Origin of the sequence: Vibrio sp. N418 (assembly GCF_000222565.1) — a bacterium.
Classification (GTDB): Bacteria; Pseudomonadota; Gammaproteobacteria; order Enterobacterales; family Vibrionaceae; genus Vibrio; species Vibrio scophthalmi.
The window spans coordinates 49,079-74,797 of the sequence record NZ_AFWD01000045.1 but is presented as its reverse complement, the minus strand read 5'-3'; the positions used below and the strand labels follow the sequence as shown (position 1 = coordinate 74,797).

Here is a 25,719-nt window from a genome sequence, read left to right as displayed (position 1 = left end):
TCTTCGTGTTGAAATATGTCGATGGTTGTTAAGTGAAGTAGATTCAAAAATCTCTTATTGAGTATTGTCTAAATTGGCGGTTTTTCCCTTGTTAGCGGAAGAATAGTAGAAGTTAGCCAGTTAGTTAGTACTAACTGGCTAATTTTATTGAGCTTTACTAAGGTGAGTTCGAACTGAGGTTTTGCAAGGCAGCGGCTTAGAATAGTGTGCTGTTCATCCACAAGTGGGTCATGATACTTGCGGCGTAGCCAAGGGCGATAACGGGCATCCATTTGAGATGACCAAAGAAGGTATATTTACCATGTGCTGCCCCCATTAATGCCACGCCCGCAGCTGAACCGATGGAAAGCAAACTACCACCGACACCTGCGGTCAAAGTGACCAATAACCAGTTCCCCATCGACATTGCCGGCTCCATGGTGAGCACCGCAAACATGACCGGAATGTTATCGACGATAGCCGACAGGATTCCCACCATCACATTGGCCCAAATTGGGTTCCATTCGAGGTACATCACTTCAGAGACTAAGTTGAGATAGCCGATTAAACTCAAACCACCCACGCACATCACCACCCCATAGAAAAACAGCAGTGTGTCCCACTCTGCATGGGAGACTCGGCGAAATACATCAAAGGGTACTACCGACCCTAAGCGTTTTAAGGCGTAATCATCTCGATTGGCAATCGCCATTAAGGCTTTGCGTTTCAATGAACGAGCGAGGGTGCGGCGTAAGAAAAATCCAAAGAACTGCAAATATGCTAACCCCATCATCATGCCGATGACAGGTGGGAAGTGCAGCACAGCATGGAAAGCAACAGCGGTGGCAATGGTTAAAATGAACAAGCCAACAATTCGGCGAGCGCCACGTTTTAACTCTACATGCACATGAGCCACATCCGGTTTGGTTTGCGGAATGAAACGCGACATGATCAGGGCGGGGATAAGATAGCTCACTACGGATGGGACAAAGAGTGGCATAAATTCGGAAAAAGAGACGTGGCCGGCTTGCCAGACCATTAAGGTGGTAATGTCACCAAAAGGACTGAATGCACCGCCAGCGTTCGCGGCCACAACAATGTTAATGCAGGCTAAATTGATAAAGCGTGTGTTATCACCGCCGACTTTCATCACCACTGCACACATCAGTAATGCAGTGGTTAGGTTGTCGGCGATGGGGGAAATGAAAAAGGCCAAAATACCGGTCAGCCAAAATAGCGTACGAAAATCAAATCCTTTACCGACCATCCAAGCTTGCAACGCGTCAAACAGTTTGCGCTCTTCCATTGCATTGATGTAGGTCATCGCCACCAGTAAGAACAGCAGCAATTCAGCATACTCAAGCAAGTTATGTTCAAGTGCGGCTTTAGCGACCTCGATTTGGTCGTGCTGTGAATAAACATAACCTAACATCGCCCAAATCAAACCTGCAGCCAACAAGACGGGTTTGGATTTGCGCAGTTGTAGATACTCTTCGAGCATTACCAAAGCGTAGGCAATGGTAAAAATGAGCAGGGCAATATAGCCAATACCTGACTGAGTTAGGGCGAGGGGTTCGGCATCGCTGCCGGAGGCAAAAACACGGCTCGATACGAGCAGTAAGGGGATAAAGATAAGCCACAAGCTTTTCATTACTCAACTCCTTGAGAATTCGATAGGTAGACACTTCCTTGCGCTCGAATCAAAGATTATTGATGCAGTCTCACTGCTTGCTGCATAAGCAATATCTATAGATGTACAGAATCAGTGTTATCCGTTGGCAATGGTGAAATGAAAAAAGTATGGCCAAAGGTAAGCACTTATCGTTCTGTCAGTTACATAGTTATTACGTTATTTGAATCATTATAGAGGGGCGATTTAGCGGCCTCGGCGCGAAAATAAACAACACCTTATACTAGAAAATTTTACAGACATTGTCTGTGAGATAGGTGGGATAAGGCCATTGGCAGTAAAATATTTAATAGATAGCAGCAATTTTATGAATATAAATGATATGCATTGTTATGATTCATCGTCACGCAAATACCCTATTTATGCGTGATATCACAAAATATGACACTAAATTGCAGTTTGTAAACAGAACGAATGAGGCATTGATACGGATCAGATTTCTAGCACAGCAATTACCCCAAAATCGCGAGGTCTGTTCCTAAAAATTTTTGAGGTGTAAAAATGTCCACTCCCAATATAGATCGCAAGGTGACATGGGGATGCTATGTCGCACTAGCTTTCGCTGTTGTATTTTTCTCAGGTGCTATGCAGTCAAACGAATGGTACGGTGTTTTCGACTTTACTACGCTGAACGGCGCATTCGGTAGCGTGGCATACGGCGTGCAAGAAACGGCTGATGGCGTGCAAGCGACCATGACATCATTTCGTGGTAAAGGCGGCAGCGGTGCTCGTGATGGTTTCATCTTCGCATTAACGCTAATCCCAACGGTTATGTTTGCATTAGGTGTCATCAATGTACTTGAGCATTACGGTGCACTAGATGCAGCTCGTAAACTGCTTACTCCTCTACTTCGTCCTCTTATGGGCATTCCTGGTAGTTCGGGCCTAGCGCTAATTGCATCACTACAAAGTACTGATGCGGGTGCGGCAATGACACGTCAACTAAAAGACGAAGGTCGTTTAACTAAGCGTGAAACTGACGTATTTACTATGTTCCAGTTCACCGCAGGTGCGGCGATCGTTAACTTCTTCTCATCAGGTGCTGTGTTATTCACGCTCACTCTAGCAGATGGCTCTATGGCAGTAACATCTTCAATTGGTCTTGCTGTTGCTGTGATGTTTGTATTCAAGTTTGTGGGCGCTAACTTGTTCCGCATTTACCTAAACATCACAGAAGGCAAAGAAGATAAGAACGAAGAAGCACGTCTACAAGAGGAGAAAGCATAATGAGCGAAGTTAAAGCTAAAAAACCAATGGTTACCGATATTTTTGTTGAAGGTGCTAAGAAAGGTTGGGTTATTGCAACCACTTCTACTGTACCAAACGTGTTGATGGCTTTCGTTATCATTAAAGCGCTACAAATTACCGGTGCTTTGGATCTAATGGGTACGGTTTTCTCTCCGATCATGGCGATCTTTGGTCTTCCTGGTGAAGCAGCTGCTGTTCTAATTGGTGCGTGGATGTCGATGGGCGGCGCTGTGGGCGTAGTAATCACTCTATTTGACCAAGGTATCCTAAACGGTGCACACATTGCGATTCTAGCTCCGGCTATCTACCTAATGGGTTCACAAGTTCAGTACATGGGCCGCATCATGGGTCCTATCGGTACAGAAGGTCGTTACATCCCAGTTATGATTGCTATCTCTGTGCTAAACGCATTTGGCGCAATGCTAGTAATGAATCTTTTTGTGTAAGGATTGATTATGAATTTTTCTCTGAATGAATACCTAGAAGAGCTTCGCCCGCTAATTGATGTGGACTGTGGTACTTATACTGTTGAAGGCATCGAATTTATTGCTACTCAGTTTGAAGCAAAATTTGCTGAAATGACGGGTTGGAGCGTAAAACGTGTTGATTGTGGTAAAGCTGGCCTTGGTCTAGAAATCCGCAACAAGCCGGAAGCAGACGTTATCGATGTGATGATGATTGGTCACATGGATACGGTTTTCCCTGTAGGTACAGCGGCGGCTCGCCCAATGACGAACGATGCTGAAAAAGCGTACGGCCCTGGCGTTTCAGATATGAAATCTGGCCTGCTAAACATCGTTTATGCAATGCGCAATCTAGACCAAGCGGTATTAGACAAACTGTCTATCTGCATCTGTATGAACCCAGATGAAGAGACCGGCTCACTGGATTCAGTTGAGTGGATTCAATCTGTTGCTAAAGATGCGAAAAACGTACTGGTTGCGGAAGCGGCACGTGCGGATGGTGGTTTGGTAAAAGCGCGTAAAGGCATGGCAGGTTACAAGATCACCTTTAAAGGTGTTGCAGCGCATGCGGGTAACGAACCTGAAAATGGCCGTAGTGCAATCACTGAGATGGCAAACTGGATTCTTGCTATCAATGCGATGACTAACTTTGAGTCAGGCACAACGTTAAACGTTGGTGTGGTATCGGGTGGTGCTGGCGCGAACATCGTTCCTGAGCATGCCCAAGCCGTGATTGATGTTCGTTTCTGGAGTAACGAAGAGTACGACGACGTTGATACTAAGCTACGTGCAATGCTAGATACGCCATATGTAGATGGTGTCTCTATCACAATGGAACGTGAGTCTTACAAGCCATCAATGGTGGCAAGCCCACTAACTGAAGCGCTAATGGCATTGGTAGAAGAATCTGCAGACGAGCTTGCAATTGCAATCAACTGGAAAGAAGTTGGCGGCGGTTCAGATGCCAACAACACTGCGATCCTTGGTGTTCCAACGCTAGATGGCTTCGGCCCTGTAGGCGCAGGCTTCCACAGCGATCAAGAATACTTGTTGTTGGAATCTATCGAGCCTCGTATCCGCATGTTGATGCGTGTACTTGAGAAGTTAGCAAAATAATTTAGTCATAGCCGTTCCCTTTAATTCAATCCCTCAACTTCGGTTGAGGGATTTTTTTTATCATTAATCTGGCGTTCATCTAACAGCAGGTACACTGTGGCTAATATGGCCAATGTTATAATGATTGTTATTTAGTAGGAGGTAACAATGAACTCCACCATAGAGCCACTCAATGACGGTATCGGTACACAGATAAACATCAATAAAGAATCGGTACAGGCAAAGCCCAACGCTCGGCAGGCGACTCCTGATGAACGAACGTTTTGGCGTAAAGTGAAAGGATCGGCAAAAAAGTTGGGAGAAGAGATTGCGGTGACAGGGATTAAATCATGGCTAGCAATGACGGATTCTCAAACTTCGGTACGCCATAAGGCGATACTCGGCGGCGCTCTGGCTTACTTTGTCTTGCCGACGGATATGGTGCCTGATGTACTGGCTGGTGTTGGTTTTACGGATGATATGGCCGCAATGACACTGGCAGCCAACTCAGTGGGTACGGCGATTACTGACCAACATGAACAAGCGGCGCGTGATAAGTGGCATTCGTTGCATGAACCGTCAGTCAAAGCTGAATAGTGCGGCGTTAAAATGAAAATCCACCTTAGAGTAAGGTGGATTTTTTTGTTGGGGCATCGCCATGTGCGATAACCATGTTCTGTGACGAGTCGTTTTTAACGCACCGCTCTTTAGCGCGTGGTTGTTTTACGCTTCTCGTTTGGCGAGGTGGACTTCTTCTTCTGAAGCACCCGCTAACGGGTCATTAAAACGTTCTTCGTTCAATGCACCTTCCGATTTTGCGACGATGATGGTTACTGCGCTATCTCCGGTAATATTCACGGCGGTACGGATCATATCCAGCAGACGGTCAACACCCATAATCAGTGCAATACCCTCCAGAGGCAGACCTACTTGGTTCAATACCATCGCCAGCATCACCAGACCGACCCCCGGAACACCTGCGGTGCCCACCGATGCCAATGTCGCCGTTAGAATCACCATTAGGTAATCGGTCATGGTCAGATCGATATTAAACGCTTGGGCGATAAATGCGGTTGCGACACCTTGCATGATTGCCGTGCCATCCATGTTGACGGTGGCGCCGAGTGGAATGGTAAACGACGATACGCGGTTATCCACACCCATGCGATGTTTCGCGGTTTCCATTGTCACCGGAATAGTTGCGTTCGATGATGCCGTTGAGAAGGCAAACATGATGGCATCTTCCATTTTACGTAGGAAGGTGATCGGACTAAGGCCGGTAAAGCTCTTTAGCATCACACTGTAAGTGACCAAACCATGTAGCAGTAGGGTGCCTGCCAGTACTAGGAAGTACTCAGCGAGGTTAACAATGGCGCTGAGACCGATATCGGTAAAGAGCTTGGCCATGAGGAAGAACACACCAAAGGGTGCAAGGTTCATCAAGATCGCAACCAGCTTCATGATCACTTCGTTGAGATCATTAAAGAATGCGGCAATACGCTCACCGGGTTTACCTGCAGCGCTAATCGCAATACCAAATAATACGGCAAAGACGATGACTTGTAGGGTTTTGCCTTCTGCCATGGCACTGATTGGATTGGTAGGGAACATATCGATGATAACCTGACCAAGCGATGGCGCATCGGCAGACTTAAACGTACCAACGGCGGTCAGGTCTGCACCAGCACCCGGTTGGAATAGCGAACCCATCGTCAAGGCAAGCGTAATGGCTATCGCGGTAGTGGCGATGTAGAAAGCGAGGGTTTTGCCACCCATGCGGCCAAGAGTCGAAAGATCTTTAAGAGAACTGGTACCGCAAACAAGCGATACAAACACCAGCGGGACCACGAGCATTTTCAAACTGGCGACAAAAATTTGTCCGCCGACTTCAAATAATCCGTTTACGATGTACTCGTCGATAAATCCATTATCAGCAAATAGGGCGCGAATGGCGAAGCCCGTCAAGATACCCGCAACCATGCCTAGAATCACGCGGCCGGTTAGGGACATCGGTTTCTTGGTATTCATTTAGAACACTCCTTATCGTTATTTCCCCTCCAATGGGGAGGTGCGGGAGGTTAGCAGTGGAGTTGGTAAATTAAAAAGCAAAAAGGTTGGTTTAGGGTTGCAGATGTGATCTTTATCACTATAAAAGTGTGATAATTAACAAAAATCGATCGATTTATAAATACAAAACTATCAAATTAAACTTTAAAGTAGCAAAAATTGTTCACCAAAAAGTAAAAATGCGCCGTTAAATGCCAGAAAAAGTAACGTAACCTTGCTAAGTTTATGAAATTACTCCCTTGTTACAGCTTTATTGCCAATGAATACTATCGTCCTATGCAGAGCTGAATGGGCACTGATTGGAGCCAACAACCGTGAGACAAATCGCTATCGAACCGTTACAATTTAGCCAAATAAAAAAAGTGGAATGACTATGAAAATCTGGGTTGATGCCGACGCGTGTCCGGTCGTGATTAAAGAGGTATTGTTTCGTGCTGCGCAACGTACCGGAGTTGAAATCACTTTTGTAGCGAATCAGTATATTCGTACGCCAGCGGCAGCAAACATCACCAGCTTGCAAGTAGAGGCAGGCTTCGATGTCGCGGATAACGAAATTGTGAAACGCACAGAAGCAGGGGATTTAATCATTACCGGTGATATTCCGTTGGCTGATGAAGTGATTACTAAAGGAGGGCATGCCCTCAGTTCTCGTGGTGAGCTGTTTACAAAAGACAACATTAAGTCGCGTTTAAATATACGTGATTTTATGGAAACCATGCGCAGTAGTGGTATTCAAAGTGGCGGTCCAGCGCCAATGAGCCAAGCGGATCGTCAGCAGTTTGCCAACCAACTCGATAAGTGGTTGGTGCAATGGCAGCGAGCACAAAAATAACCCTAGAAGCAATCAATAAAGTGTGGTCATGAATATAAGTCTTATACCCCGCTATGTGGCTGGAGATAAGACTTATTAGCTCATTCATTACTTGCCAGCTATTTCAATCCTAAGTAATTTTTATACCTTTCTTTTACCTACCTTGTTAAGTGCACCTCTAGGCTGCTCATCTGTAAATCGTCATTCCGGTGCTACAAATTTGGGGCTTGGTCTCATTTTTTAACTTACTCGCTGATTCGAACGTTATCTATTTGTATTGTGGTGAAAAAATAAAAATTAGAATATTTTTTAAGCAATGTGGCATTTTGTAATTTGCGATTCCAAGGAGTGAAAGAGTGGAAAACAAATGGGAAGAATTTGCCAGAAATTTTGAGGCGAGCAACAACTACGTGGTTGGCCTAAAAGAGATCCAAACGATCAAAACACGCTTGCGTCAGCACCATGATTTAGGCGCGGTATTAGAGCTCGGCTGTGGTAATGGAACCTATACTGAAAGTCTTATCGACGCCAGTGATAGCATCGTTGCCACTGACTTATCTTTGCCAATGCTTGAAGTGAGTAAAATTCGCTTTGAGCACCAAGCTAAAGTGATTGTCGAGCAAGCTGATTGCTTTGCGCTGCGCTATAAAGATCAATCCTTTGATACCGTCTTTATGGCCAACTTACTTCATGTTATCCCCAATCCAGTGCATGCGCTGCAAGAGTGTATGCGGGTACTCAAACCTGGTGGCAGAATTATCCTCATAAGTTTTACTCTGCACGGCATGACCTTTTGCAATAAATGGGCACTGAAATATCGATATTTACGTAAATATGGCATCAAGTCAGCGAATAATACTGTGATGACCCCTGTTCTGGCTCATGAACTTGCGGCGACTGCTGGCTTCCAAAATGTCATCACGGACTTATTAGGCAAACGAGTGAAAGCGGTATACCTGCTTGCGGAAAAACCGGATGAGTAGCGCTGCTGGACATCGATAAGCTTATTGATGTTCTGTTTTATTTTCTGATCTTAGTTTTTTTGATCGTTAACCCGTCACGAATATTGAGTGCCATTAAGGTTAAATTTATCGAACCAGCAATCAATTCTATTCCCTGTATAAGGTAAAAATGTTGATTAAATAGTCCTTGGCTCGCCAATACGTTGAGGTAAATTGCGCACGGTAGCAAGATGAGCAAGCCATTAACGGCAATAATCGGCATGCGCTTCTTTTTACGACCAATTGGGCCGACACCACTTTCAACCTTTTGTGCCATTTTCGATCCAGTGATCCCTGTCATAGCCATTAGTGGGATCAACCCCCAGACCGCCCAAGAAATGTAATATTTGACGCTCGCCACGGTAGCATGATCGGCAAAAAGTTCGCTAATTAAAGAACTGCTGAAAAAACTGGCGATCATAATAAAGGCTAAAACTGCGCAGGTTTTGTGTAGTGTAACCAATGATTGTTTCATCGATAGGTCCTCTCATCTTGTTAGATGGTGTTGCGTTATTGGCGTAGTACTATGAGTGTAATGTGATTCTGCGTTTGCATTTACCAACGAGAGCGATAGGTGCGATGACAAGCTCTACATGTCTGTTGCGCAGCTTCAATACCTTGCTCAGCAAGATCCACATTGTGCTCTTTTGTTGCTCTGTAGAGCGTTTCAAAGCCTTGATCCATTTGCTGCATCAATTGATTAAATTCGTTTGGTTGTTGCCAAATCTTGTCACTCGCTTTACTACCTTCTTGGCTCCCTTGGGGAAAGCTGTGCTGCAAGCTCTCACTCATTTCTTGTAGTTGTATTGCGCTAATCTCAACCGTTAGCCAGTCCGTTTCAAGGCTATCTAAATGTTCAGACGCTTCTTTAAGCTGTTGTTCGATATGAGTAAACGCTTCTTGACGATCTTTTATCAGTTGGGAATTGTTACTTGCTAGAGCAATACAAGGGGTCATTAGTGCGATGAGTATTAGTTGGATTTTCATGATCTCATTCTCGTGATTCAGTGAAGTTGTTAACAGGGAGGCATTTAATTTACACAACAATAGTTGCGCTTGCAACTATTGTTGTGTAAATTAAATGCCATTGCAGCTTGGGTGCAAATTGAGCGGGCAACTAAGTATCTGAATAGAAGAGTAATTGAGGTTTAATATGAAAGTTTGGGATTTAGCAACACGCCTATATCACTGGTTACAAGCACTGCTGTTTATCGCTTTACTCGTGAGTGGTAACTCTGGCAATGGTCCGCATGTACAGTTGGGGCTTGCACTGTTAACGCTAATTTTATGGCGATTGATTTGGGGTTTTGTCGGCAGTGAAACCAGCCGTTTCCGCTACTTTGTCTCTTCGCCGATCACCAGTTTAAAATACGCCGCTGGCCGAGTTACCGCGAAAGTGGGGCATAATCCACTCGGTGCATGGATGGTACTTAGCCTACTCTCAGCCTTATTAATTCAATGTCTCTCTGGTTTAGCCCTTGCGGGTTTATTGGATGGGCTTCCACTGGCTCACCTATGGTTAACGGATACTATTTTTGAGTTATTGGCGCAGGCACATGTGATGCTAGCGGATATTTTACCCGTACTGGTCGGTGTGCATCTTGCGGCGATTTTAATCTATAAATTGCGTGGCAAAGGATTAGTAAAGGCGATGATTACCGGAGTACAAAGCCATGTTGAAGCTGTTCAGCCAGTGGCTTTTGTCTCGCAAGGTTATGCATTTTTGATGCTAGTTGTCGCGACATTGGTTACCATGGCAATAATTGCTTTATCAATGATTTAAACAACGGTCTGAACAATGAGTGATAATTTTGATAGACAGTCGAGCTTTGGTTGGATGATCAACGTGGTGGCTGGCAAAGCGGAAAAAATGTTTGATGCGGAGCTAAAAAAACATGGTTTAAGTGTCGCACTATGGCCAACCATGATGTGTCTGTGGGAAGAGGAAGGGGTGACTCAGCGAGACATCGCTGCGAAATCCAAAGTGGAAAACTCCACCACCACTCGTACACTCGATAAGCTAGAAAATCTCGGTTTGGTTGAGCGTCGAGCCGATCCACATAGCCGCCGCTCATATCGTATCTACTTAACAGAACAAGGCCGGTCTTTGAAAGAACAATTATTGCCGATTCCAGTGGTGGTAAATCAGACGATGTTGAGTAGTTTAAATGATAAAGAGCAACAGCAAATGATCGCTCTATTACAAAAAATGGTTGCGGCGGTGTAGTTATCGTGGTCAATCAGAGTGACTTATTAAGGTGATAATTAAGTAAACCACAAGGTTTACTTTTTGTGCGGTAATAGTATGATGCGCGCTAATTATTTTGCTGATGTGCCATAACTTTGATTAAACGTAGCTTACTGACCACTTTATTGACCTCGCTGTTTTCCTTTTCTGCGCAGGCTGAATCTTTTTCGCTGCCTATTTGGAAGGATAAGGCAGAAGCGTTGGGTTATGAACTGCCAAAAGCAGTGGGTGTTAGTCTGAGTTATATGACGTTAGAGCAAGATATCAACGTTAATTCGATTGCCCTAAGTGGTCTAAATTTGCCAGATCGAATTGGGTTAGACATGAAGGCTAATGGTGGTATGCAAAAAACGGATGTGATGAGCATTCGTGCTGATGCATGGCTATTTCCTTTTCTTAATGTCTATGCCATTGCCGGAATGCTTGAGGGCTACTCGCGCGCGAGTGTCGAATATAATGTCACGCTTGATATACCGTTTTTGGGCCCAATTAAGCACAAAGGTGATATCCCGAATTTCGAACTCGCTTTAGATGGCTATATGTACGGTATCGGTACGGTCATCGCGGGTGGTTATGGGAATGCATTTGCTCTCGTGGATCTGAGTTACACTCAAACTCGTCTTACGGTCATCGAAGGAGAAATTGACGCTATCGTGGTATCTCCTCGTATCGGCTATGATTTTACAAAACATGGTGTTCCTCTTCGATTATGGGCCGGCGCGATGTACCAAGATGTTGAACAGGTGCTAGAAGGTAAAGTTAAAGATATTGATATAGGAATCCCAGACGGCCTTGTGCCTGATGATGCTAGCTTCCGTGTAGAACAAAGCTTAGTCACCAAGTGGAATCCGCTGCTTGGGATGCAATATCAAGTGACAGACAGTTGGTACTTACTGGGTGAAGTGGGTTTAGGCGATCGTAAAAGTGCCTTCCTCTCGATCGACCATCGTTTCTAATCAATAAACATCGTAGAAATTGAATTTAAAAAGCCGCTTAAATTAATCGTTAAGCGGCTTTTTTCGTTTATATCATCGGATTTGGTCCTACCTCAGTGAGGGTTTTCATCGCGAGTTTTTCCATCATATGCAGATAGAATCGGCGTAATAAGCCATGTTTGCAATGTACGATAAGAACGCGGCATAGTTCCCCTTCGGTTGAGTAGCCAAACAGCACCTGCACGCCTTTTTGATTGAGATGTAAACCAATCACATTCTCGGCCTGCAAAGGATCCGGTTGGAACACCGCAGCTGGCGTCGCCTTGCTTAGCAGCTTTTTCCATAATTTGGGTTGAGCGAGTGCTTTCTCAACGGCAGCCGTGGTTCCTAGTAATAAATGTTTGCCCTTTAAACGTGTCTCAATGGATGGGACGAGTTGGTTCGCAGCCGGGTACCAATGTTGAGCCGCATCATGGCTAAGTTCAATCTCGCATAAGGCCAATCTTTTATTTTGTTGATAGCAATAGACTTGAGCAATATTGGTCGTAAGTCGATTACTTAAGTTTAAGGCACTGTTAACGTGACACGGTGCGACAATCGCCAAGCTTTCTCTATTGAGATTTACACTACCGATTGATTGCTTATCTAATTGGTTGGATTGGTAAAGATCAATGATCGGTTTAACACGTATTGGGCGGCTTTCCATTACGTGAAATGTTTTTGTCACAATAAGATTTTCGGCATCATCAAAGATATCAAAACGATAAACCCCCGGGATACATAAACTTTTATGCGACATGCTCCAGCCAATAAAGGCACTGCAATCGACTTCAATAGTGCTTTGCCATTCCGAGACATAGCCTTGCTGCTGAGCAATATAAGGATGGTGTAGGTGGATTGTTAATGCGACTTGTTGTGGGGACTCCTCTTCACCATCGTCATTATCGTCATTCGAAAAATATTCTAAACGAACACCAAAGGTTCGGTTGAGCTCAATTTCAACTAAGTGACTTTGCTGACGATGCTCAAGTTGCGCTATTGTCTTGAATTCGCTCTGCTCAATTTCCTCTTGTTGAGTGCCTTCCACCTCATCACCTTCATGACCGTCAACATAAATACCGTAATCCATAATTTCAATGCCAGGATTGGGTTTAGGTGCATAACGGCCGAGTTGAATCTCTGCAATGAGATCGCGAATATGGCGTGAACGATGATCGTGATAGTGGTTGATGATCGGTTCAAATTTGCCCTGTTGTGCTAACTTGATTAACGTTGCTTCTAAATCTTCCAGCGTGAGCTGATTTAGATGTTCAATTATATCGTCTTGTTGGGCGAAGTGTTTAAGAGTTATCAACCATTTATTTTTGACCATTAGGGTTAACAGATGACTCTGCTTAGCGCCCAACTGCAATGCTTGCTGACATAACCACAGTGCTTTGCTCTCTTGATTATCATCCTCTCGTTCGTTGTAGAGTTCGCTAAGCGCCAGTTGAGGAGTATGAGCGAATAAACTCATAATATTGGCTTGGCGCTCCGGTTGGATAAACCAGAATAGAGTCGCTAATTGAGCCTCACCATACTCACCTTTTAAAGTGGATACGTGTTCAGTTTGCAAAACGGAGGTCAACTGAGAAATTTCGGTTTCATCGGCTAGGCGATCTAAGCGTAGATAGTGGTTGAACAACTCAAAATGTTGCTGTTGTTCTAGAGTGAGTTCGTGAGCTTGTGAATTATGACGCGTGATGTAGCGTTTAAATTGCGCCAAAATCACCGTGATGATTTCTTGGTCAAAATAATGGAGGGTGAGCTGCGGAGCATATTTTTTCAGCTCGAGCATAAAGGTTTGTTTATGACGTGGCAGTATCAGAGCTAAAGCTTGCTCAATGGCGCCATTTTGTTCTTCAGATTGGGCAATATAGGCATCAAAGAGTGAAGCGAGCAGCGCTTGCTTATCCTCCCAGTATGAAAGGTCGTCGATGCGTCTTTCTATTATGATAGCTTGCTGAGTGACAGGTGATAGAACCTCAAGGCGAGAGGCTAACTGCTCATATTGAACTTGAGTTTCTAATGCTTCGTCGACATAGAATTTGGACAACAGGTAAGCGGTTTTTAGTGGCGCGATGAGCAACCAAAGATCGAGGAATCTACGACTGAATACATTGGTTGAATTTGGGGTTGTTGCCGTTAAATATCGCGCATAAACATCGGCACAGACCAGTAATTTCTGCCCACTTTTGTGGAAATGGGAGATAAATAAGTAGTAGGGCTGCACAGGGTTGACTTGATATTTGAAACTGTCGCATCGCTGATAAGCGGCAAGACTGGTGGTGGCAAGTTGTTGATCCTGATGTGTGCCATCAAGGTAGCTAACGATGGCAGTACGTTGTTGCTGACTGCTCGCTTTCTGCTCATCGGTTAACTCATCGTCGTATCCCGGGTGCTTATCGTAATGACTATAATGATCAATGGCAGCAAGAGCGGCGGCAGGCAAGTGGGCGGATAAAAACTCTGATACTTTACCAGTAAGCTGATCACAGAGACCTTGTTCTAGATCGAAATTGAGGATGACAGCACAAGCGGTCAACTGCACTTCAAGATGATAATGATCAGCAAAATCCGCCTGCATGATAAGTTCAAATACTTGCTCACGATGATCAGCAATTAAACGATAAACAGCGATCGCGTCACTATGGTCGACACTGCCGCTGTAGCTGGAAAAACTTTCCACATAGCGGTTAAAAAGAATGCGCCAATCACCATTAAAACGAGCGATGAAATCAGCATCGGTAAAGAACTGATATTCTTCCACCATCTTAGAAACAAAGTCAGGGTGAAAGGGGTGTTTGTCATTCCAACGATGAATGACATCTAACATGCGAAATAGCTTGAATCGGCCTTCAGCTTCGTTTGGTTCACCACTTTGATTTCGCATCGTCCAATCAGCGATCAGGTTATATAGAATATGTTCTAATTGGCTGGCTAGGCATTCATAAGGACCAGTGAAATACTGAATGTGGTGATTAATTTTAAAGTTGCCCGTTTTAGCTACCGTTTCTATATCACATGGTGTAATGGTATCGAGCACTTGTGGGTTTTCCCCACTAACGATGTAATGCCATAGCGCTTTACCGTTATCGACGCCTTCACATACGAAGGCTTTCCACTCTTCTTCACCGGTTCCCCAAGTGTAATATAGGTCTCCGAGTGGTTCTTCTTCAATCACTTTTGGTGCGACGATTGGGCGGCCTAAGTATTGCTCGATCTCTAGGGTAAGATCGGCTGCAACATCATCCGTCGGACTATCAATAAAGGTTTGGCTTAGTGTTTCTAAATTATTATCGCTGTCGCGATGCCAAGAGATGGGGGAAACGATAGATAGCATGATCCGTTCGATCGGTTTTTCGCAATATTCGCGTTCATTATTATTGGTCTGTAAAAAGTCTTGTTCGACAAAGCGCTCTTTTAATGCGGCTCTAAAGCGTTCAAATTCTAGTGGGTCTTCGCGGAATATTTGCAGCAACGAGGCAGAATGTTCACCTAGTGCGTGTTTTTGCTCATCATATGCAGTGTATTTCAAGTTGAACATTTGGGCTTGAGCGTTGGCATTATCACAGTAGCAAAACGCTTTGAGTGTATGCTCGTTGTAGCCTAAATGGCTTGCGACAACACCAAGTACTTCTTCTCCGTATGGAGCATGCTCTGTGTCCCAGTTAGGTACGATGTAACCTGCTAATAAATACGTGAGTCGAGGGTAATGCATCGCAATCATCAACAGAGCTTGAAGGCCGAAGACGTCCGCATCTGAAATCCACATATTGGAGGAGTTATTGATGCGACGTGAAGTTTGACACATCACTTTAGCTGTCGCCTCAATATCTGCCTCAAGTTGAGGATGTTGGCAAGCGAAGAGGAAAAAAACACTCTCCATCGGTAAGTAGCTTCGAGCTAGTGATAGCTCAGGTTGAATATCTTTATCGTCATGACCAGCATAGCGCATCAATAACGTGACTAGCGGTTTATCGAATAGCTCACCTAATACATCGCTACTGCCTGTTTCTAAGCAAAAACGAATACGACAATAAAAATCGTCAAAGGCCTCTTCCTGTTCGAGAAAATGGCGGTAGACGGTGAGGCCTGCTCGCAGTGAATCAATCGATTGAGGGTTAAAAGTTACCTTGAAAGGGGAGACGGTGATTGCTGTTGGAGTTTCAAGTTCAGAAGTGTTAGAGACAGACATAGTTAAGCATACTTACGGCAAATGCATATAGATGTTTAGCATAAAACGAGATCTTAACTATGTCATTGAAAATAAATGGCTAAAGCTCATTGTGTGAGCTTAGGCTTATTGCCGGTCGCCTTAATCGCGTAAGCGACCTCGGAGTGATTTGGTTTGGCTTTTAATGCCTTTAGCTTTGAGACGACGCTCTTTTGAGCCTCGAGTTGGTTTGGTGGCTCGACGATGCTTTTGCACCACCGTCGCTGCGCGGATCAATTCTGCTAATCGGTTAAGCGCATCTTCTTTATTTTGCTCTTGGGTGCGAAATTGCTGAGCCTTAATAGTGATCACGCCATCTTTAGAAATGCGTGAATCCTTAAGTGCCAGCAAGCGCTCTTTATAGAAAGCAGGTAAAGAAGAGTGGTTGATATCAAACTGTAAGTGAATGGCAGAAGATACTTTATTGACGTTTTGACCACCCGCACCTTGGGCACGGATGGCGGTCATTTGTATTTCCCAAGCTTGTAGTGTGACAGTGTTGGATATTGTTAACATAATTCTCCGCCGCGAGATGGCGGCGTGGTGGTATGGATATTAAGTGCGAATCTTTAATTCATTAGCGGTTACTGTAGCATAGCGGCGGTTTGATCACCCATAGCAATCAGTTTATCAAGAATTCGTTCACCATCGGCTCGCAGGCCATTGTGTTCATATTCATTGGTGATCCATGCACTAGCATTACCCAGAAGGGCTAAGGTTTCACGGCTATAGTCCATTTCAACAAACATATCATCCGCGTACACCGCGCAGCTCACTGGCACGGTATTGTTTGCCAGTTGTTTAGCGTCATACAGCGCAGGCCAATCATTTTTTACGGCTAATAATTCTGCCGCGTGTTGCAGTGGTTTGAGATTGGCGTATTGCTCAAACATCCATGGGAATACCATTTCACCAGTAAAGTAGAACGGTTGGCCTTTTTGGTAATTAAATTGGCTCAATTCACTACGTACGCGCTGGGCACTCCAATTTGACGCTTCACCTTGGCAGTAGATCGATTCATGCAAAATGGCGTAGATGGGATTGGTTTGAAAGCCTTGTTCTGTGAGCATGGCATTAAGAAATTCGTAGCGCAGTTGTGGTTGGCCATTGATTTCGACAAAGGCATTTTCGAGCTGGTAATAAGTGGCAATGAAACTGTCGCTCATGCCAAAGTTAATGCCAATTAGTTGGAATTGTTCTACGGTAAAACACTGTCCATTGGGCAGGTACTCGTCATGATCGAGCAAATGATTGGCAATCGTCTGGCACATCGCTTGCGCTTGTGGGAATTGACGAAAGAAGGCCTGGTTCTTATCCATGGTGCGCTTAAATGTCGCGCGGTAAACATCATCTGCCGGACGTGAAATTGAAGGTACGCCGCCCGTGATGTAGCTACGTAATAGGCTGTGTGGAAACAGCGACAGGTACGTCAATGAACAAAAACCACCAAAGCTTTGACCGAGAATCGCCCACTGTTTGACACCAAATTGTTGACGAATAGTCTCGGCATCGCGAACGATGTTATCTGCACGAAAATGGCTTAGGTACTCCGCTTGCTGCTCGGGCGTGAATGACGCAAGGGTTTGGTGCGATATTACTGAGCTATTGCCGGTGCCACGTTGGTCAAGCAGTAACACGCGATAAGTTTGTAATGCACGTTTCAACCAACCGCCGTGACCATTAGGACGTTGTGCTGGAAAGCCTGGGCCTCCTTGAAAATAAACCAGCCAAGGTTTATCACTCAACTCATCACCGACTAAGCGCACTTCACGAGCGAAAAGGGTCAGTTGACCTTGTGCTACGTCGTTGTAGTTGAGTGGTACAGTAAAGTAATGCGGTAGGTAGTGAACACCCTGCTGGATAAAAGCTTGTGCATGTAACATTGAAACGATTCCTAATGTGGCCTTACAGCGGTTCGAGCGTTTATTTTACCATCGACTTGCTGACTTGTTTATCCCTAAGCGAACAGTGCAAATCGTTTGGCTTTATAAGGCAAAAGGCGCAGATGAAAGGGAACTTGATTAAAAAGAGCATTCCCTTGGGAATGCTCAGTGTTGGTCAGATGATGATGCCTTTGTATGCACACAAGATTAATGGTACATCCGTCTCACGATGAAGGCGTCTGTTGGTAGTGAAAGCATCGATTCCTTATCTTCCATATAACGGCGTTCAAACGATGTCATTCGGTAACCGACGGGAGCAACGTCGATAATTTGTTTGACCAGTTTTTGTACCTCTGGATCTGAGATTGATACCGCTTGTTCTAGTTGCTTGTGCAATTGAGGAACCAGTTGTTCGTATCGAGCAATTCTTAATCTCGATATCCAATTGTGCGCCTGCTTGAGTTAGTAGCGTAATAAATACCCGCTTAAAAAATAGCGAATGGTCTATATTTTAAACTGTTAATAACTCTGTTGGTGATGAGACAAGAGGTGAAGATGAATGACATAACAGGCTATTCTCAGGCGATCGTTGCGAAGCGAACCGACTGGACCAAGGAAATATTCAGTCTTCGCTTAAGTGGCGCCAATCTCTCTTTTAAAGCGGGGCAATTCACCAAATTGGCATTACTCGATGATGAAGGTAATACTATCTCCCGGGCTTACTCGCTGGTTAATGCGCCTCTGACGAGCAGTGATATGTTGGAGTTTTTGATTATTGCTGATCCTAATGGACAACTGAGTCCGCGCTTACATCAACTCAAAGAAGGGCAAGAGATTTTTGTTGGTCAGAGAGCCAATGGTGACTTAACGTTTGAGTCGATTCCAAAGCAAAGTGATACGTTATGGTTACTTTCTACTGGAACCGGCATTGGGCCTTTTCTTGCTTTGCTTGATGATCTCAATTTTAGGCCTAGTAACCGGCGAATCGTACTGGTTCATGCTGTTCGACACCAATCCGACCTCGTGTACCGTTACCTGATTAATCAGTTAGTTGAACAGTATCAAGGACGACTGATTTACCAGCCTGTCGTGTCGAGAGAACAAGTGCCAGAGGCGCTACATGGTCGCATCCCAGCTCTCATTGAGAGTGGTGAATTGATGCAAGCAACCGACGCCGAATTTCATGCCGAACAAAGCTTTGTTATGTTATGTGGCAATCCCGAAATGATCAAAAGTACCATATCTACCTTAACCGAGAAGGGGCTTACTAAGCATCGTACAGCTCAAGCAGGTAATATTATCTACGAGCGTTATTGGTGACATCGTACTGATGACGAAACGCAGTGTTTAAGTGAGTAAGGGCGAGCGAGTCACGCCACGCCAGCCCTTTTGTTGTCGGTGATAATGTTGTCGGTGATAATACTCGACGGCTACGATGAGTTAGGATGATAAATTGCCGATACCAGCAGTCATTTACGGCGCTTGATCAAGTTGCCAAAAATCAAGGATATGGACCGTTTCTTTGCATCGACCTTTTAAAATTTGGTAGCTTGGTTCATAGGTTTTGCCAAGATAGGTAGTGCGAATGAGATCGCCAGTATTCACATCGACCTGAGTGATAACTCGACCTTTAAAGTTTTGAAAAAGAACAAATTGATCACTGCGGTACACCATTTGCTCTGGATAGAATAAAAAGGTATCGGCGGTTTCTAGTAGTTCACATTTTAAAGGTAAAGAGTTGGGCCCGGTGGCTGAGGCTGGAGTGGTTAGCAGCAGTACTGCGAAAATAATGCTATTCATCATACGCTCCTCGAAGGCTGCCTAAATGCTGATTTAAGTATAGGAGGCGGATAAGTAATAGGTGCAAAACTTTGTATCAAATTTAAGAAAGCCATCTGATCCGGTGTGTGATTCAGGTGACATAAAGGCTTTTGGGTGATTTTCATCTGGTGAGAATCGCAGGAATTAACCTGTCGTGTTGTTGTTTCTTTCCACGTTACTCTGAACGTTAAAGGATGAAAATAATGGCAGCAAAATGAATTTGATCGTTAATGTACATAAAGGTGTGCGCAAAGTTGGCTTTGAGATGGCAACGCGTCAAGCGTGGAAATGTGGTGTAAAGGCCAATGTCGTTAGCCGTGTTGTGGGCATCGCAAAAGGGCAAATTGTCTGTGTCATTGAAGGATGCCGAGCAGAATTATCGACACCACTCAATAATCCTCTGCATGATGACAGCAAACAAGGTCGTTACATTTTCATTGGTGGTGTGTGTTGGGAACCGAATTCGTTACTTGCCCCTGGTTTTCCTGAATTTATGTTTATGCATGTGCGTAATCTGAGTGCCAAACACAAGTATATGACCGATGAACAATTGCTGATGAATCTCGCTTAGAAGAGCATTGTAATGTTGGCTTTGTTTCTCAAAAGTATGCTGGGTGCTTTGGCTGTATTGGTTATTGCGCTTTTATCTCGCACACCACACTTTTTTGTTGCTGGATTAGTACCGCTGTTTCCGACTTTTGCTTTGATCGCACACTATATTGTTGGTGAAGAGAAAGGGATGGAGGGGCTACGAGCAACTGCGTTGTTTGGGCTGTTTTCTTTACTGCCGTATGCTGCGTATTTACTTGCGGTTTATTGGCTGAGTTATCGCTATCAATTACCGACGACGTTAGCTTTAGCCACAGTCATTTGGTTATTCGCTGCTGCAGTATTATTGTTCTTTTGGACTCGTTAAATAAAGATAAACAAAAAGGAGGCAATTGCCTCCTTTCTCATCAATAGAGTGAACTAAAGATTAGAAACCTTTGATGTTCTCTGCTTCTAGCTCATGGAAGTACTTAACTGTCTTCACTTTAAGCTCTTGAGTTGATGGCTCGTCACATACGATCACTGATTTAGGGTGTAGCTGAAGTGCAGATACAGTCCATAGGTGGTTAACGCTGCCTTCAACCGCTGCTTCTAGAGCTAGCGCTTTGTTGTGGCCTGTAACCAGAATCATGATTTCTTGTGCGTCTAGTAGAGTGCCAACACCAATCGTTAGTGCGTACTTAGGTACTTGGTTGATGTCGCCATCGAAGAAGCGAGAGTTCGCGATACGAGTTTCTTCAGTTAGTGTCTTAATACGAGTGCGTGAAGACAGAGAAGATGCTGGCTCGTTAAATGCGATATGACCGTCGTTACCTACGCCGCCCATGAATAGGTTGATTTTGCCGTAAGACTTGATTTTGTCTTCGTAACGTTGGCATTCAACTTCGTTATCAGCCGCGTTACCGTCAAGCAGGTTGATGTTCTCGTCCTGAATGTCGATGTGGTTGAAGAAGTTGTTGTACATGAAAGAACGGTATGATTCTGGGTGATCCGCAGGGATACCAATGTACTCATCCATGTTGAAAGTAACTACGTGCTTAAAGCTAACTTCGCCAGCTTTGTGCAATTCAATTAGTGCATTGTAAGTTGCTAGAGGAGTACCACCGGTTGGTAGACCTAGAACGAACGGACGCTCAGCTGTTGGTGCGAAATCGTTAATACGTTTTACGATATGCGCTGCTGCCCATTTACCTACTTGTGCTGCTTGTTGAAGCGGGATAAGTCTCATTTTTTGCCCCTAATTATTGGAATTCAATATGCTGTACACATTAATTCGCATTATAAAATAAGTGATCTGGTTGTTCTATTGTTTTTGGTCAATTTTTGTCATTTCTTTTTAAAATGATGCGATAAATGATAACGCATACGATTGCTGAGCAATGTTCTCCCCGAGATGTATGCTATTTTATACGGAGGATAAAAGGATTTTTTATTCAGCGAACTATCAATAGCGGTTGGTTGTAATTGACGGATTTATAACATAATTATGTGAATTGATAAGCGAGTCACAAATTGATGAGCTGGTCGTCTACCCATCGATTTCGTTCGCGAATCCGCTCTAAGTGTGATGAAATCTCTCAATGTTTTCGGCAAAAAGCCGATATAGAGGTTAGTAACTTCAGGTGCAGGAACTAGAGTCTTGCAACAGGCTGCAATTGACTTTTCACCGAACAACCTAAGAAAGGTTGGGGTAGAGCAAGCTAGCGACCATTAACTCAACGTGTGGCATAAAAAGAATGAATATGATGGGGATCGCCATTAGTGCGACCGGGTTACTCTTACTGCTGTTATTTGCTTGGATGTTGGCGCTGTCATTAAGACAAAAGCGTGTTGAACGCGAGCGTAAACAACGGGAAATCACCTACCGTAGAGCACTTGAACGTGATCGAAAGCAAGAAGAAGAGCAGCGCGTAAGGAAAGCGGAAAATGGCGACCTTACGATGATTTTGTACTTAGCGAAAGAAGCCGAACGAACCAACTTGCGCAAGGCGCTCTATTGGTATCATAAAGCCGCATTGCAAGAGAACGTAACCGGCATGTACGGTATTGTTCGCATTAGTGAGCGAATGCGTGATGACATGGTGTTAAGAGAACAGGCAAAATTCTGGAAAAAGGCCATTGCGGCGAGTGATGGTGATATGTCTGCGAAATTCCAAGTAGCAGAAGCGCTTTATTACGGCAGAGGTATTGAGCAGAATTTTGACAAGGGTTTTGCATTAATGGAGCAAGCCGCATTACAACAATATGCACCGGCTATGCTGTTCCTCGGTGATTGGATGATTGCGAATGCCAACCCTTCCCCAAGCCCTGTGGCATCCACAGAATGGTTTCGGAAAGTTGCACTATTACGTAACAATGAAGGTCGCATGAAACTGGGTCTTAACTATCTGAATGGTATTGGTGTTGAAGAAGATTTTGCTCATGGGTGCTATTGGTTAGAGCGTGCCGCTGAAAAAGGCTATGTTCCAGCGATGTATAAGGCCGGTGAAATTTGGCTTGAGCATGGCGTGAGTGGCCGTAGTATTGCCTATATCTGGCTGTTTTTAGCAGGACAGATGGGGCATGAAGAAGCCCGTGTTTTGCGTGAACAAGTCGCGCTTAACTTGAGTGTTGATACTGTTGTGGGTTTGCAAGCGCTCGCCAAACCAATGCTTAAGCGAATATTAGCCAATAAAGTAAGTAAGCACGCCTTGATTAAAGCCTTCAATAAACTTTATAAGCGTGAGATCGACATAGACAAATATGACCCAATGCCAGCGGTCACTAAAGACGCAGATGCGGAATCTAAGTCTAACGGACAAGTAGAGAAAGAGATGACCAGCGAGGTATTATCGCAAGAAGAAACGCTTGATGGGGTGCCTTTTCAGGCCATTGATGATTCATCCAATCAACAGCCTCAAGTAAGTGTCACATCAGCCGCCACGCTCGACTTCTCACAATCACCCATGGATAGGTCGCGCAGTTAAGCATGGTAGATTGTTAATCTCGCGATTAGAAAAAACAAATTAAAAAGCCCCGAGATCACTCTCGGGGCTTTTTTGCATTTACTTGTTGTGTAGTTTAAACCACTAGGCCTAAACCTTATATCATCGGCTCTAACCGTGAGGTTGTTGCTTTTGTTTCTGTCTACAAACTGCAGCGGTAAAGACAACGTCCGTTGAGCTGTTTAGGGCTGTTTCAGCAGAATCTTGTACTACACCAATGATGAAGCCAACGGCAACCACCTGCATCGCGATCTCATCTGGAATACCAAACAGGCTACAAGCAAGCGGAATCAGTAGTAGCGAACCACCAGCAACACCTGAAGCTCCACACGCAGAAACCGCAGCAACAATACTCAGTAGCAACGCAGTAAGTAGGTCAATTTGGATACCTAGAGTATGGGCAGCGGCTAACGTTAATACCGTAATAGTAATCGCAGCACCTGCCATGTTGATGGTTGCACCCAGTGGAATCGATACAGAGTACGTATCTTCATCCAGATTTAGCTTTTCACACAACGCCATGTTCACTGGAATGTTCGCCGCACTTGAACGAGTGAAGAATGCCGTAACACCACTTTCACGTAAGCATTGGAAAATCAGCGGGTATGGGTTTTCTCTGGTTTTAAAAAGTACAATCAATGGGTTTACCACAAGAGCAATGATGGCCATTGCGCCAAGTAGTACCGCTAATAAGTGACCGTAGCTTGCGAGTGCAGAAAAGCCCGTGGTGGCGATGGTTGATGAAACAAGACCAAAAATACCAAACGGGGCGAGACGAATAATGAAGCGTACAATTTGTGACACGCTGTTACTTAAGTCTTCAAAAACCGCTTTCGTAGTGCCTGATGCATGATGCAGCGCCAGACCTAAACCAATCGCCCACGCTAAAATACCAATATAGTTTGCGTTCATTAGCGCATGTACTGGGTTATCAACCACTTGGAAAAGCAGTGTATTGAGAACTTCAGCGATACCTTGCGGTGGGGTTGCCCCTTCAGCGCCCGACACCAGAGTTAGAGTGGTTGGAAAAAGAAAACTCATACTCACTGCAGTTAAGGCTGCGGTGAAGGTGCCAAAAAGGTACAAGATCACGATAGGGCGCATGTAGGTGTGCTGGTTTTTACGTTGATTGGCAATTGAAGCTGCTACCAAGATAAACACCAAGATCGGTGCGACGGCTTTTAGTGCGCCGACGAATAAGCTACCAAGTAAGCCTGCGCTTTGCGCTGATTCAGGTGAAATTAGTGCCAGTGCGATACCCAAAATGATACCGACTAAGATTTGGAGCACTAAATTGCCTCGTGCAAATCGTGCTAAGAGAGAGTTGTGTTGCATAGTTATCCCTGCGAAGTATTTATGTAATTCGATTGTATTACCCAAGTAATTAGTATTTTGGTGTGTCTTGGGCGTCGCTCAGCGAATGGCTACTGAGATAATTTATACTAGCGCTTTGAGATATTGTGTCTAGAAATAATTGGATATTAGGGTTAAAGATTGCGATTTGTGATTTGTTGTGAATTTTATGTTGCATTTTAACGTTTGCTTAGTGTTTAAAAAGAGGGGCGAATTGCCCCTCTAATGCTGTCGACAAACGAAATTTATCTAAAGACCCTTCTTTCGTGAGCGGTTCTCTGTTTGTATTGAACGGCAAAATTTAGTGAATTGCTTATCTTTGGATCGCTGTTCAGCCAGTGATGCGCTGTTTCGTTGTTGTTCACGCATTAGCTTTAGGTAGTTGTTGACGCGTCGTAGGTCGATTTGACCTGCATTTAGTGCTTTATTGATCGCACATCCCGGTTCATTGGCATGTTGGCAGTCGGCAAATCGACATTGTTCAACCAGCGTTTGGATATCAGAAAATGTTTGTTCAACACCATCAGCGCAGTCATGAATTTGTAGCTCGCGCATTCCCGGTGTATCGATTAATACTCCACCACTTGGCAATAAGTGCAATGAACGGCTGGTGGTGGTATGGCGACCTTTGCTATCGTTTTCCCGAATATGGCCAGTCGATTGAGTGCTCTCGCCGAGTAAACTGTTCACTAAGGTGGATTTTCCGACACCGGAAGAGCCCATAAAGGCGACGGTCTTTCCGTTCTTACACCAAGCGAATAATGCTTGGCATTGCTCCGTTGAAAGCGCATTGACGACTTCTATCATCAGCATAGTATCGAGTGATTGGACTTGTGCGCGTTTTTCTTCGGCGTCATTACACAAGTCGGCTTTGGTCAAGATAATAACGGGCTCGACATCGGCTTCATACGCGATGGCAAGATAGCGTTCGATCCGATTTAAGTTGAAGTCATCGTTGAGCGAGCAAACAATAAATAAAGTAGTGATATTTGAGGTGATGAGCTGTTCTGCCACTTTGCTACCCGCAGCTTTGCGGCTAAATAGAGATTGGCGCTCAAGCAATCGGACAAATTGACCATGACGATCAAGTACGATCCAGTCGCCAACCGTCATGTCGGGTAGCGACTTGTGTATAGCGAGAGCCATTTCTCCCTGCTCACTGACGAGCGTGTAACCACTACGGTGATGTTCACTAATTCGAGCGATGGTATTGGATTCAAGCTCATCGAGCGTTAGCTGAGTTTGAAATAAATGGTTCCAACCCAGTTGAGAGAGTGTTACGGGATGAACAGTGCTGTTCATATATGACTACCTCAAGCATGTGATGCCTGCTGTG

Annotated in this window: 25 protein-coding genes; 13 read left to right on the top strand and 12 right to left on the bottom strand. The window is 44.6% G+C overall.

Translation table 11 applies throughout. From position 1 onward, the window contains the following. Window positions 1-196 precede the first annotated feature (196 nt). Window positions 197-1,630, bottom strand: a complete 1,434-nt coding sequence (nhaD, locus tag RH86_RS08830; protein ID WP_009733696.1) for a sodium:proton antiporter NhaD — start codon at window positions 1,628-1,630, stop codon at window positions 197-199. A 540-nt stretch (window positions 1,631-2,170) separates the two neighbouring features. Here nhaD and RH86_RS08825 point away from each other — a divergent pair. The 4 genes from RH86_RS08825 to RH86_RS08810 all read left to right on the top strand — a co-directional run bounded on the left by RH86_RS08825 (window position 2,171) and on the right by RH86_RS08810 (window position 5,073). Continuing rightward, the gene (locus RH86_RS08825) at window positions 2,171-2,896 is read left to right on the top strand and encodes a nucleoside recognition domain-containing protein (RefSeq protein ID WP_038219472.1); all 726 of its coding nucleotides are present in this window, start codon (window positions 2,171-2,173) and stop codon (window positions 2,894-2,896) included. Beyond that, the gene (locus RH86_RS08820) at window positions 2,896-3,363 is read left to right on the top strand and encodes a YjiG family protein (protein ID WP_005593404.1); all 468 of its coding nucleotides are present in this window, start codon (window positions 2,896-2,898) and stop codon (window positions 3,361-3,363) included. The genes RH86_RS08825 and RH86_RS08820 overlap by 1 nt, the downstream gene beginning before the upstream one ends. A 9-nt stretch (window positions 3,364-3,372) precedes the next feature. Then, entirely contained in the window at window positions 3,373-4,497 is a 1,125-nt protein-coding gene (locus RH86_RS08815; RefSeq protein WP_009733694.1) for a M20 family metallopeptidase, read from the top strand. Between the two features lie 147 nt (window positions 4,498-4,644). Next, window positions 4,645-5,073, top strand: a complete 429-nt coding sequence (locus tag RH86_RS08810) for a YkvA family protein (RefSeq protein ID WP_009733693.1) — start codon at window positions 4,645-4,647, stop codon at window positions 5,071-5,073. Between the two features lie 126 nt (window positions 5,074-5,199). Here RH86_RS08810 and RH86_RS08805 read toward each other — a convergent pair whose 3' ends face one another. Next, entirely contained in the window at window positions 5,200-6,504 is a 1,305-nt protein-coding gene (locus RH86_RS08805; protein ID WP_009733692.1) for a dicarboxylate/amino acid:cation symporter, read from the bottom strand. Window positions 6,505-6,916: 412 nt separating this feature from the next. Between RH86_RS08805 and RH86_RS08800 the strand changes: the two genes are divergently transcribed. Continuing rightward, the gene (locus RH86_RS08800; protein WP_009733691.1) at window positions 6,917-7,375 is read left to right on the top strand and encodes a YaiI/YqxD family protein; all 459 of its coding nucleotides are present in this window, start codon (window positions 6,917-6,919) and stop codon (window positions 7,373-7,375) included. A 335-nt stretch (window positions 7,376-7,710) separates the two neighbouring features. Further along, entirely contained in the window at window positions 7,711-8,337 is a 627-nt protein-coding gene (locus RH86_RS08795; RefSeq protein WP_005593410.1) for a class I SAM-dependent methyltransferase, read from the top strand. Between the two features lie 37 nt (window positions 8,338-8,374). Here the strand turns inward: RH86_RS08795 and RH86_RS08790 are convergent, their stop codons facing one another. Further along, complete coding sequence (locus RH86_RS08790) at window positions 8,375-8,830, bottom strand: hypothetical protein (RefSeq protein ID WP_009733690.1); 456 nt, start codon at window positions 8,828-8,830, stop codon at window positions 8,375-8,377. Window positions 8,831-8,910: 80 nt separating this feature from the next. Further along, window positions 8,911-9,342: a c-type cytochrome gene (locus tag RH86_RS08785; protein WP_009733689.1), complete on the bottom strand. Its 432-nt coding sequence runs from the start codon at window positions 9,340-9,342 to the stop codon at window positions 8,911-8,913. A 166-nt stretch (window positions 9,343-9,508) separates the two neighbouring features. Here RH86_RS08785 and RH86_RS08780 point away from each other — a divergent pair, with 166 nt between their 5' ends. The 3 genes from RH86_RS08780 to RH86_RS08770 all read left to right on the top strand — a co-directional run bounded on the left by RH86_RS08780 (window position 9,509) and on the right by RH86_RS08770 (window position 11,559). After that, window positions 9,509-10,138, top strand: coding sequence for a cytochrome b/b6 domain-containing protein (locus RH86_RS08780; protein WP_009733688.1), 630 nt, complete (start codon window positions 9,509-9,511; stop codon window positions 10,136-10,138). Window positions 10,139-10,153: 15 nt separating this feature from the next. After that, window positions 10,154-10,582, top strand: coding sequence for a MarR family winged helix-turn-helix transcriptional regulator (locus RH86_RS08775; protein ID WP_009733687.1), 429 nt, complete (start codon window positions 10,154-10,156; stop codon window positions 10,580-10,582). Between the two features lie 116 nt (window positions 10,583-10,698). Continuing rightward, window positions 10,699-11,559 (top strand): hypothetical protein, encoded by an 861-nt coding sequence (locus RH86_RS08770; protein WP_009733686.1) that lies wholly within the window; start codon window positions 10,699-10,701, stop codon window positions 11,557-11,559. Window positions 11,560-11,626: 67 nt separating this feature from the next. Here the strand turns inward: RH86_RS08770 and RH86_RS08765 are convergent, their stop codons facing one another. The 4 genes from RH86_RS08765 to RH86_RS20125 form a co-directional block, all read right to left on the bottom strand. Then, a complete protein-coding gene (locus tag RH86_RS08765; RefSeq protein ID WP_009733685.1) occupies window positions 11,627-15,775 on the bottom strand; it encodes a hypothetical protein in 4,149 nt (1,382 codons plus the stop codon). 120 nt (window positions 15,776-15,895) lie between these two features. Then, window positions 15,896-16,309: an alternative ribosome rescue aminoacyl-tRNA hydrolase ArfB gene (gene arfB / locus RH86_RS08760; RefSeq protein ID WP_005593419.1), complete on the bottom strand. Its 414-nt coding sequence runs from the start codon at window positions 16,307-16,309 to the stop codon at window positions 15,896-15,898. Window positions 16,310-16,377: 68 nt separating this feature from the next. Then, entirely contained in the window at window positions 16,378-17,676 is a 1,299-nt protein-coding gene (locus tag RH86_RS08755) for an alpha/beta fold hydrolase (protein WP_009385989.1), read from the bottom strand. Window positions 17,677-17,883: 207 nt separating this feature from the next. Beyond that, entirely contained in the window at window positions 17,884-18,072 is a 189-nt protein-coding gene (locus RH86_RS20125; RefSeq protein ID WP_223296333.1) for a hypothetical protein, read from the bottom strand. A gap of 159 nt (window positions 18,073-18,231) precedes the next feature. Here RH86_RS20125 and RH86_RS08750 point away from each other — a divergent pair, with 159 nt between their 5' ends. Next, on the top strand, window positions 18,232-18,996 hold the full coding sequence (locus RH86_RS08750; protein WP_009385987.1) for a ferredoxin--NADP reductase: 765 nt from the start codon (window positions 18,232-18,234) through the stop codon (window positions 18,994-18,996). A 153-nt stretch (window positions 18,997-19,149) separates the two neighbouring features. Here RH86_RS08750 and RH86_RS20555 read toward each other — a convergent pair whose 3' ends face one another. Further along, window positions 19,150-19,476, bottom strand: a complete 327-nt coding sequence (locus RH86_RS20555; protein ID WP_009385985.1) for a hypothetical protein — start codon at window positions 19,474-19,476, stop codon at window positions 19,150-19,152. 235 nt (window positions 19,477-19,711) lie between these two features. On the opposite strand from RH86_RS20555, the gene RH86_RS08740 reads away from it, so the two are divergent. Together RH86_RS08740 and RH86_RS08735 are read left to right on the top strand one after the other, a co-directional pair. Continuing rightward, entirely contained in the window at window positions 19,712-20,068 is a 357-nt protein-coding gene (locus RH86_RS08740; RefSeq protein WP_005593427.1) for a hypothetical protein, read from the top strand. Between the two features lie 12 nt (window positions 20,069-20,080). After that, entirely contained in the window at window positions 20,081-20,413 is a 333-nt protein-coding gene (locus RH86_RS08735; RefSeq protein ID WP_009385984.1) for a GlpM family protein, read from the top strand. 60 nt (window positions 20,414-20,473) lie between these two features. Here the strand turns inward: RH86_RS08735 and nagB are convergent, their stop codons facing one another. Then, complete coding sequence (gene nagB / locus RH86_RS08730) at window positions 20,474-21,274, bottom strand: glucosamine-6-phosphate deaminase (protein ID WP_009385983.1); 801 nt, start codon at window positions 21,272-21,274, stop codon at window positions 20,474-20,476. Between the two features lie 508 nt (window positions 21,275-21,782). On the opposite strand from nagB, the gene RH86_RS08725 reads away from it, so the two are divergent. Further along, window positions 21,783-23,012 (top strand): tetratricopeptide repeat protein, encoded by a 1,230-nt coding sequence (locus RH86_RS08725; protein ID WP_038219470.1) that lies wholly within the window; start codon window positions 21,783-21,785, stop codon window positions 23,010-23,012. Between the two features lie 129 nt (window positions 23,013-23,141). Here RH86_RS08725 and sstT read toward each other — a convergent pair whose 3' ends face one another. Next, the gene (gene sstT / locus RH86_RS08720; protein ID WP_009385981.1) at window positions 23,142-24,365 is read right to left on the bottom strand and encodes a serine/threonine transporter SstT; all 1,224 of its coding nucleotides are present in this window, start codon (window positions 24,363-24,365) and stop codon (window positions 23,142-23,144) included. Window positions 24,366-24,632: 267 nt separating this feature from the next. Further along, complete coding sequence (rsgA, locus tag RH86_RS08715) at window positions 24,633-25,685, bottom strand: ribosome small subunit-dependent GTPase A (protein WP_009385980.1); 1,053 nt, start codon at window positions 25,683-25,685, stop codon at window positions 24,633-24,635. Window positions 25,686-25,719 lie beyond the last annotated feature (34 nt).

Bases quoted from the DNA above. Each gene is read 5' to 3' on its own strand.
- nhaD (WP_009733696.1), bottom strand. From the start codon at position 1,630: ATGAAAAGCTTGTGGCTTATCTTTATCCCCTTACTGCTCGTATCGAGC.
- RH86_RS08825 (WP_038219472.1), top strand. From the start codon at position 2,171: ATGTCCACTCCCAATATAGATCGCAAGGTGACATGGGGATGCTATGTC.
- RH86_RS08820 (WP_005593404.1), top strand. From the start codon at position 2,896: ATGAGCGAAGTTAAAGCTAAAAAACCAATGGTTACCGATATTTTTGTT.
- RH86_RS08815 (WP_009733694.1), top strand. From the start codon at position 3,373: ATGAATTTTTCTCTGAATGAATACCTAGAAGAGCTTCGCCCGCTAATT.
- RH86_RS08810 (WP_009733693.1), top strand. From the start codon at position 4,645: ATGAACTCCACCATAGAGCCACTCAATGACGGTATCGGTACACAGATA.
- RH86_RS08805 (WP_009733692.1), bottom strand. From the start codon at position 6,504: ATGAATACCAAGAAACCGATGTCCCTAACCGGCCGCGTGATTCTAGGC.
- RH86_RS08800 (WP_009733691.1), top strand. From the start codon at position 6,917: ATGAAAATCTGGGTTGATGCCGACGCGTGTCCGGTCGTGATTAAAGAG.
- RH86_RS08790 (WP_009733690.1), bottom strand. From the start codon at position 8,830: ATGAAACAATCATTGGTTACACTACACAAAACCTGCGCAGTTTTAGCC.
- RH86_RS08785 (WP_009733689.1), bottom strand. From the start codon at position 9,342: ATGAAAATCCAACTAATACTCATCGCACTAATGACCCCTTGTATTGCT.
- RH86_RS08780 (WP_009733688.1), top strand. From the start codon at position 9,509: ATGAAAGTTTGGGATTTAGCAACACGCCTATATCACTGGTTACAAGCA.
- RH86_RS08775 (WP_009733687.1), top strand. From the start codon at position 10,154: ATGAGTGATAATTTTGATAGACAGTCGAGCTTTGGTTGGATGATCAAC.
- RH86_RS08765 (WP_009733685.1), bottom strand. From the start codon at position 15,775: ATGTCTGTCTCTAACACTTCTGAACTTGAAACTCCAACAGCAATCACC.
- arfB (WP_005593419.1), bottom strand. From the start codon at position 16,309: ATGTTAACAATATCCAACACTGTCACACTACAAGCTTGGGAAATACAA.
- RH86_RS08755 (WP_009385989.1), bottom strand. From the start codon at position 17,676: ATGTTACATGCACAAGCTTTTATCCAGCAGGGTGTTCACTACCTACCG.
- RH86_RS08750 (WP_009385987.1), top strand. From the start codon at position 18,232: ATGAATGACATAACAGGCTATTCTCAGGCGATCGTTGCGAAGCGAACC.
- RH86_RS20555 (WP_009385985.1), bottom strand. From the start codon at position 19,476: ATGAATAGCATTATTTTCGCAGTACTGCTGCTAACCACTCCAGCCTCA.
- RH86_RS08740 (WP_005593427.1), top strand. From the start codon at position 19,712: ATGAATTTGATCGTTAATGTACATAAAGGTGTGCGCAAAGTTGGCTTT.
- RH86_RS08735 (WP_009385984.1), top strand. From the start codon at position 20,081: ATGTTGGCTTTGTTTCTCAAAAGTATGCTGGGTGCTTTGGCTGTATTG.
- nagB (WP_009385983.1), bottom strand. From the start codon at position 21,274: ATGAGACTTATCCCGCTTCAACAAGCAGCACAAGTAGGTAAATGGGCA.
- RH86_RS08725 (WP_038219470.1), top strand. From the start codon at position 21,783: ATGAATATGATGGGGATCGCCATTAGTGCGACCGGGTTACTCTTACTG.
- sstT (WP_009385981.1), bottom strand. From the start codon at position 24,365: ATGCAACACAACTCTCTCTTAGCACGATTTGCACGAGGCAATTTAGTG.
- rsgA (WP_009385980.1), bottom strand. From the start codon at position 25,685: ATGAACAGCACTGTTCATCCCGTAACACTCTCTCAACTGGGTTGGAAC.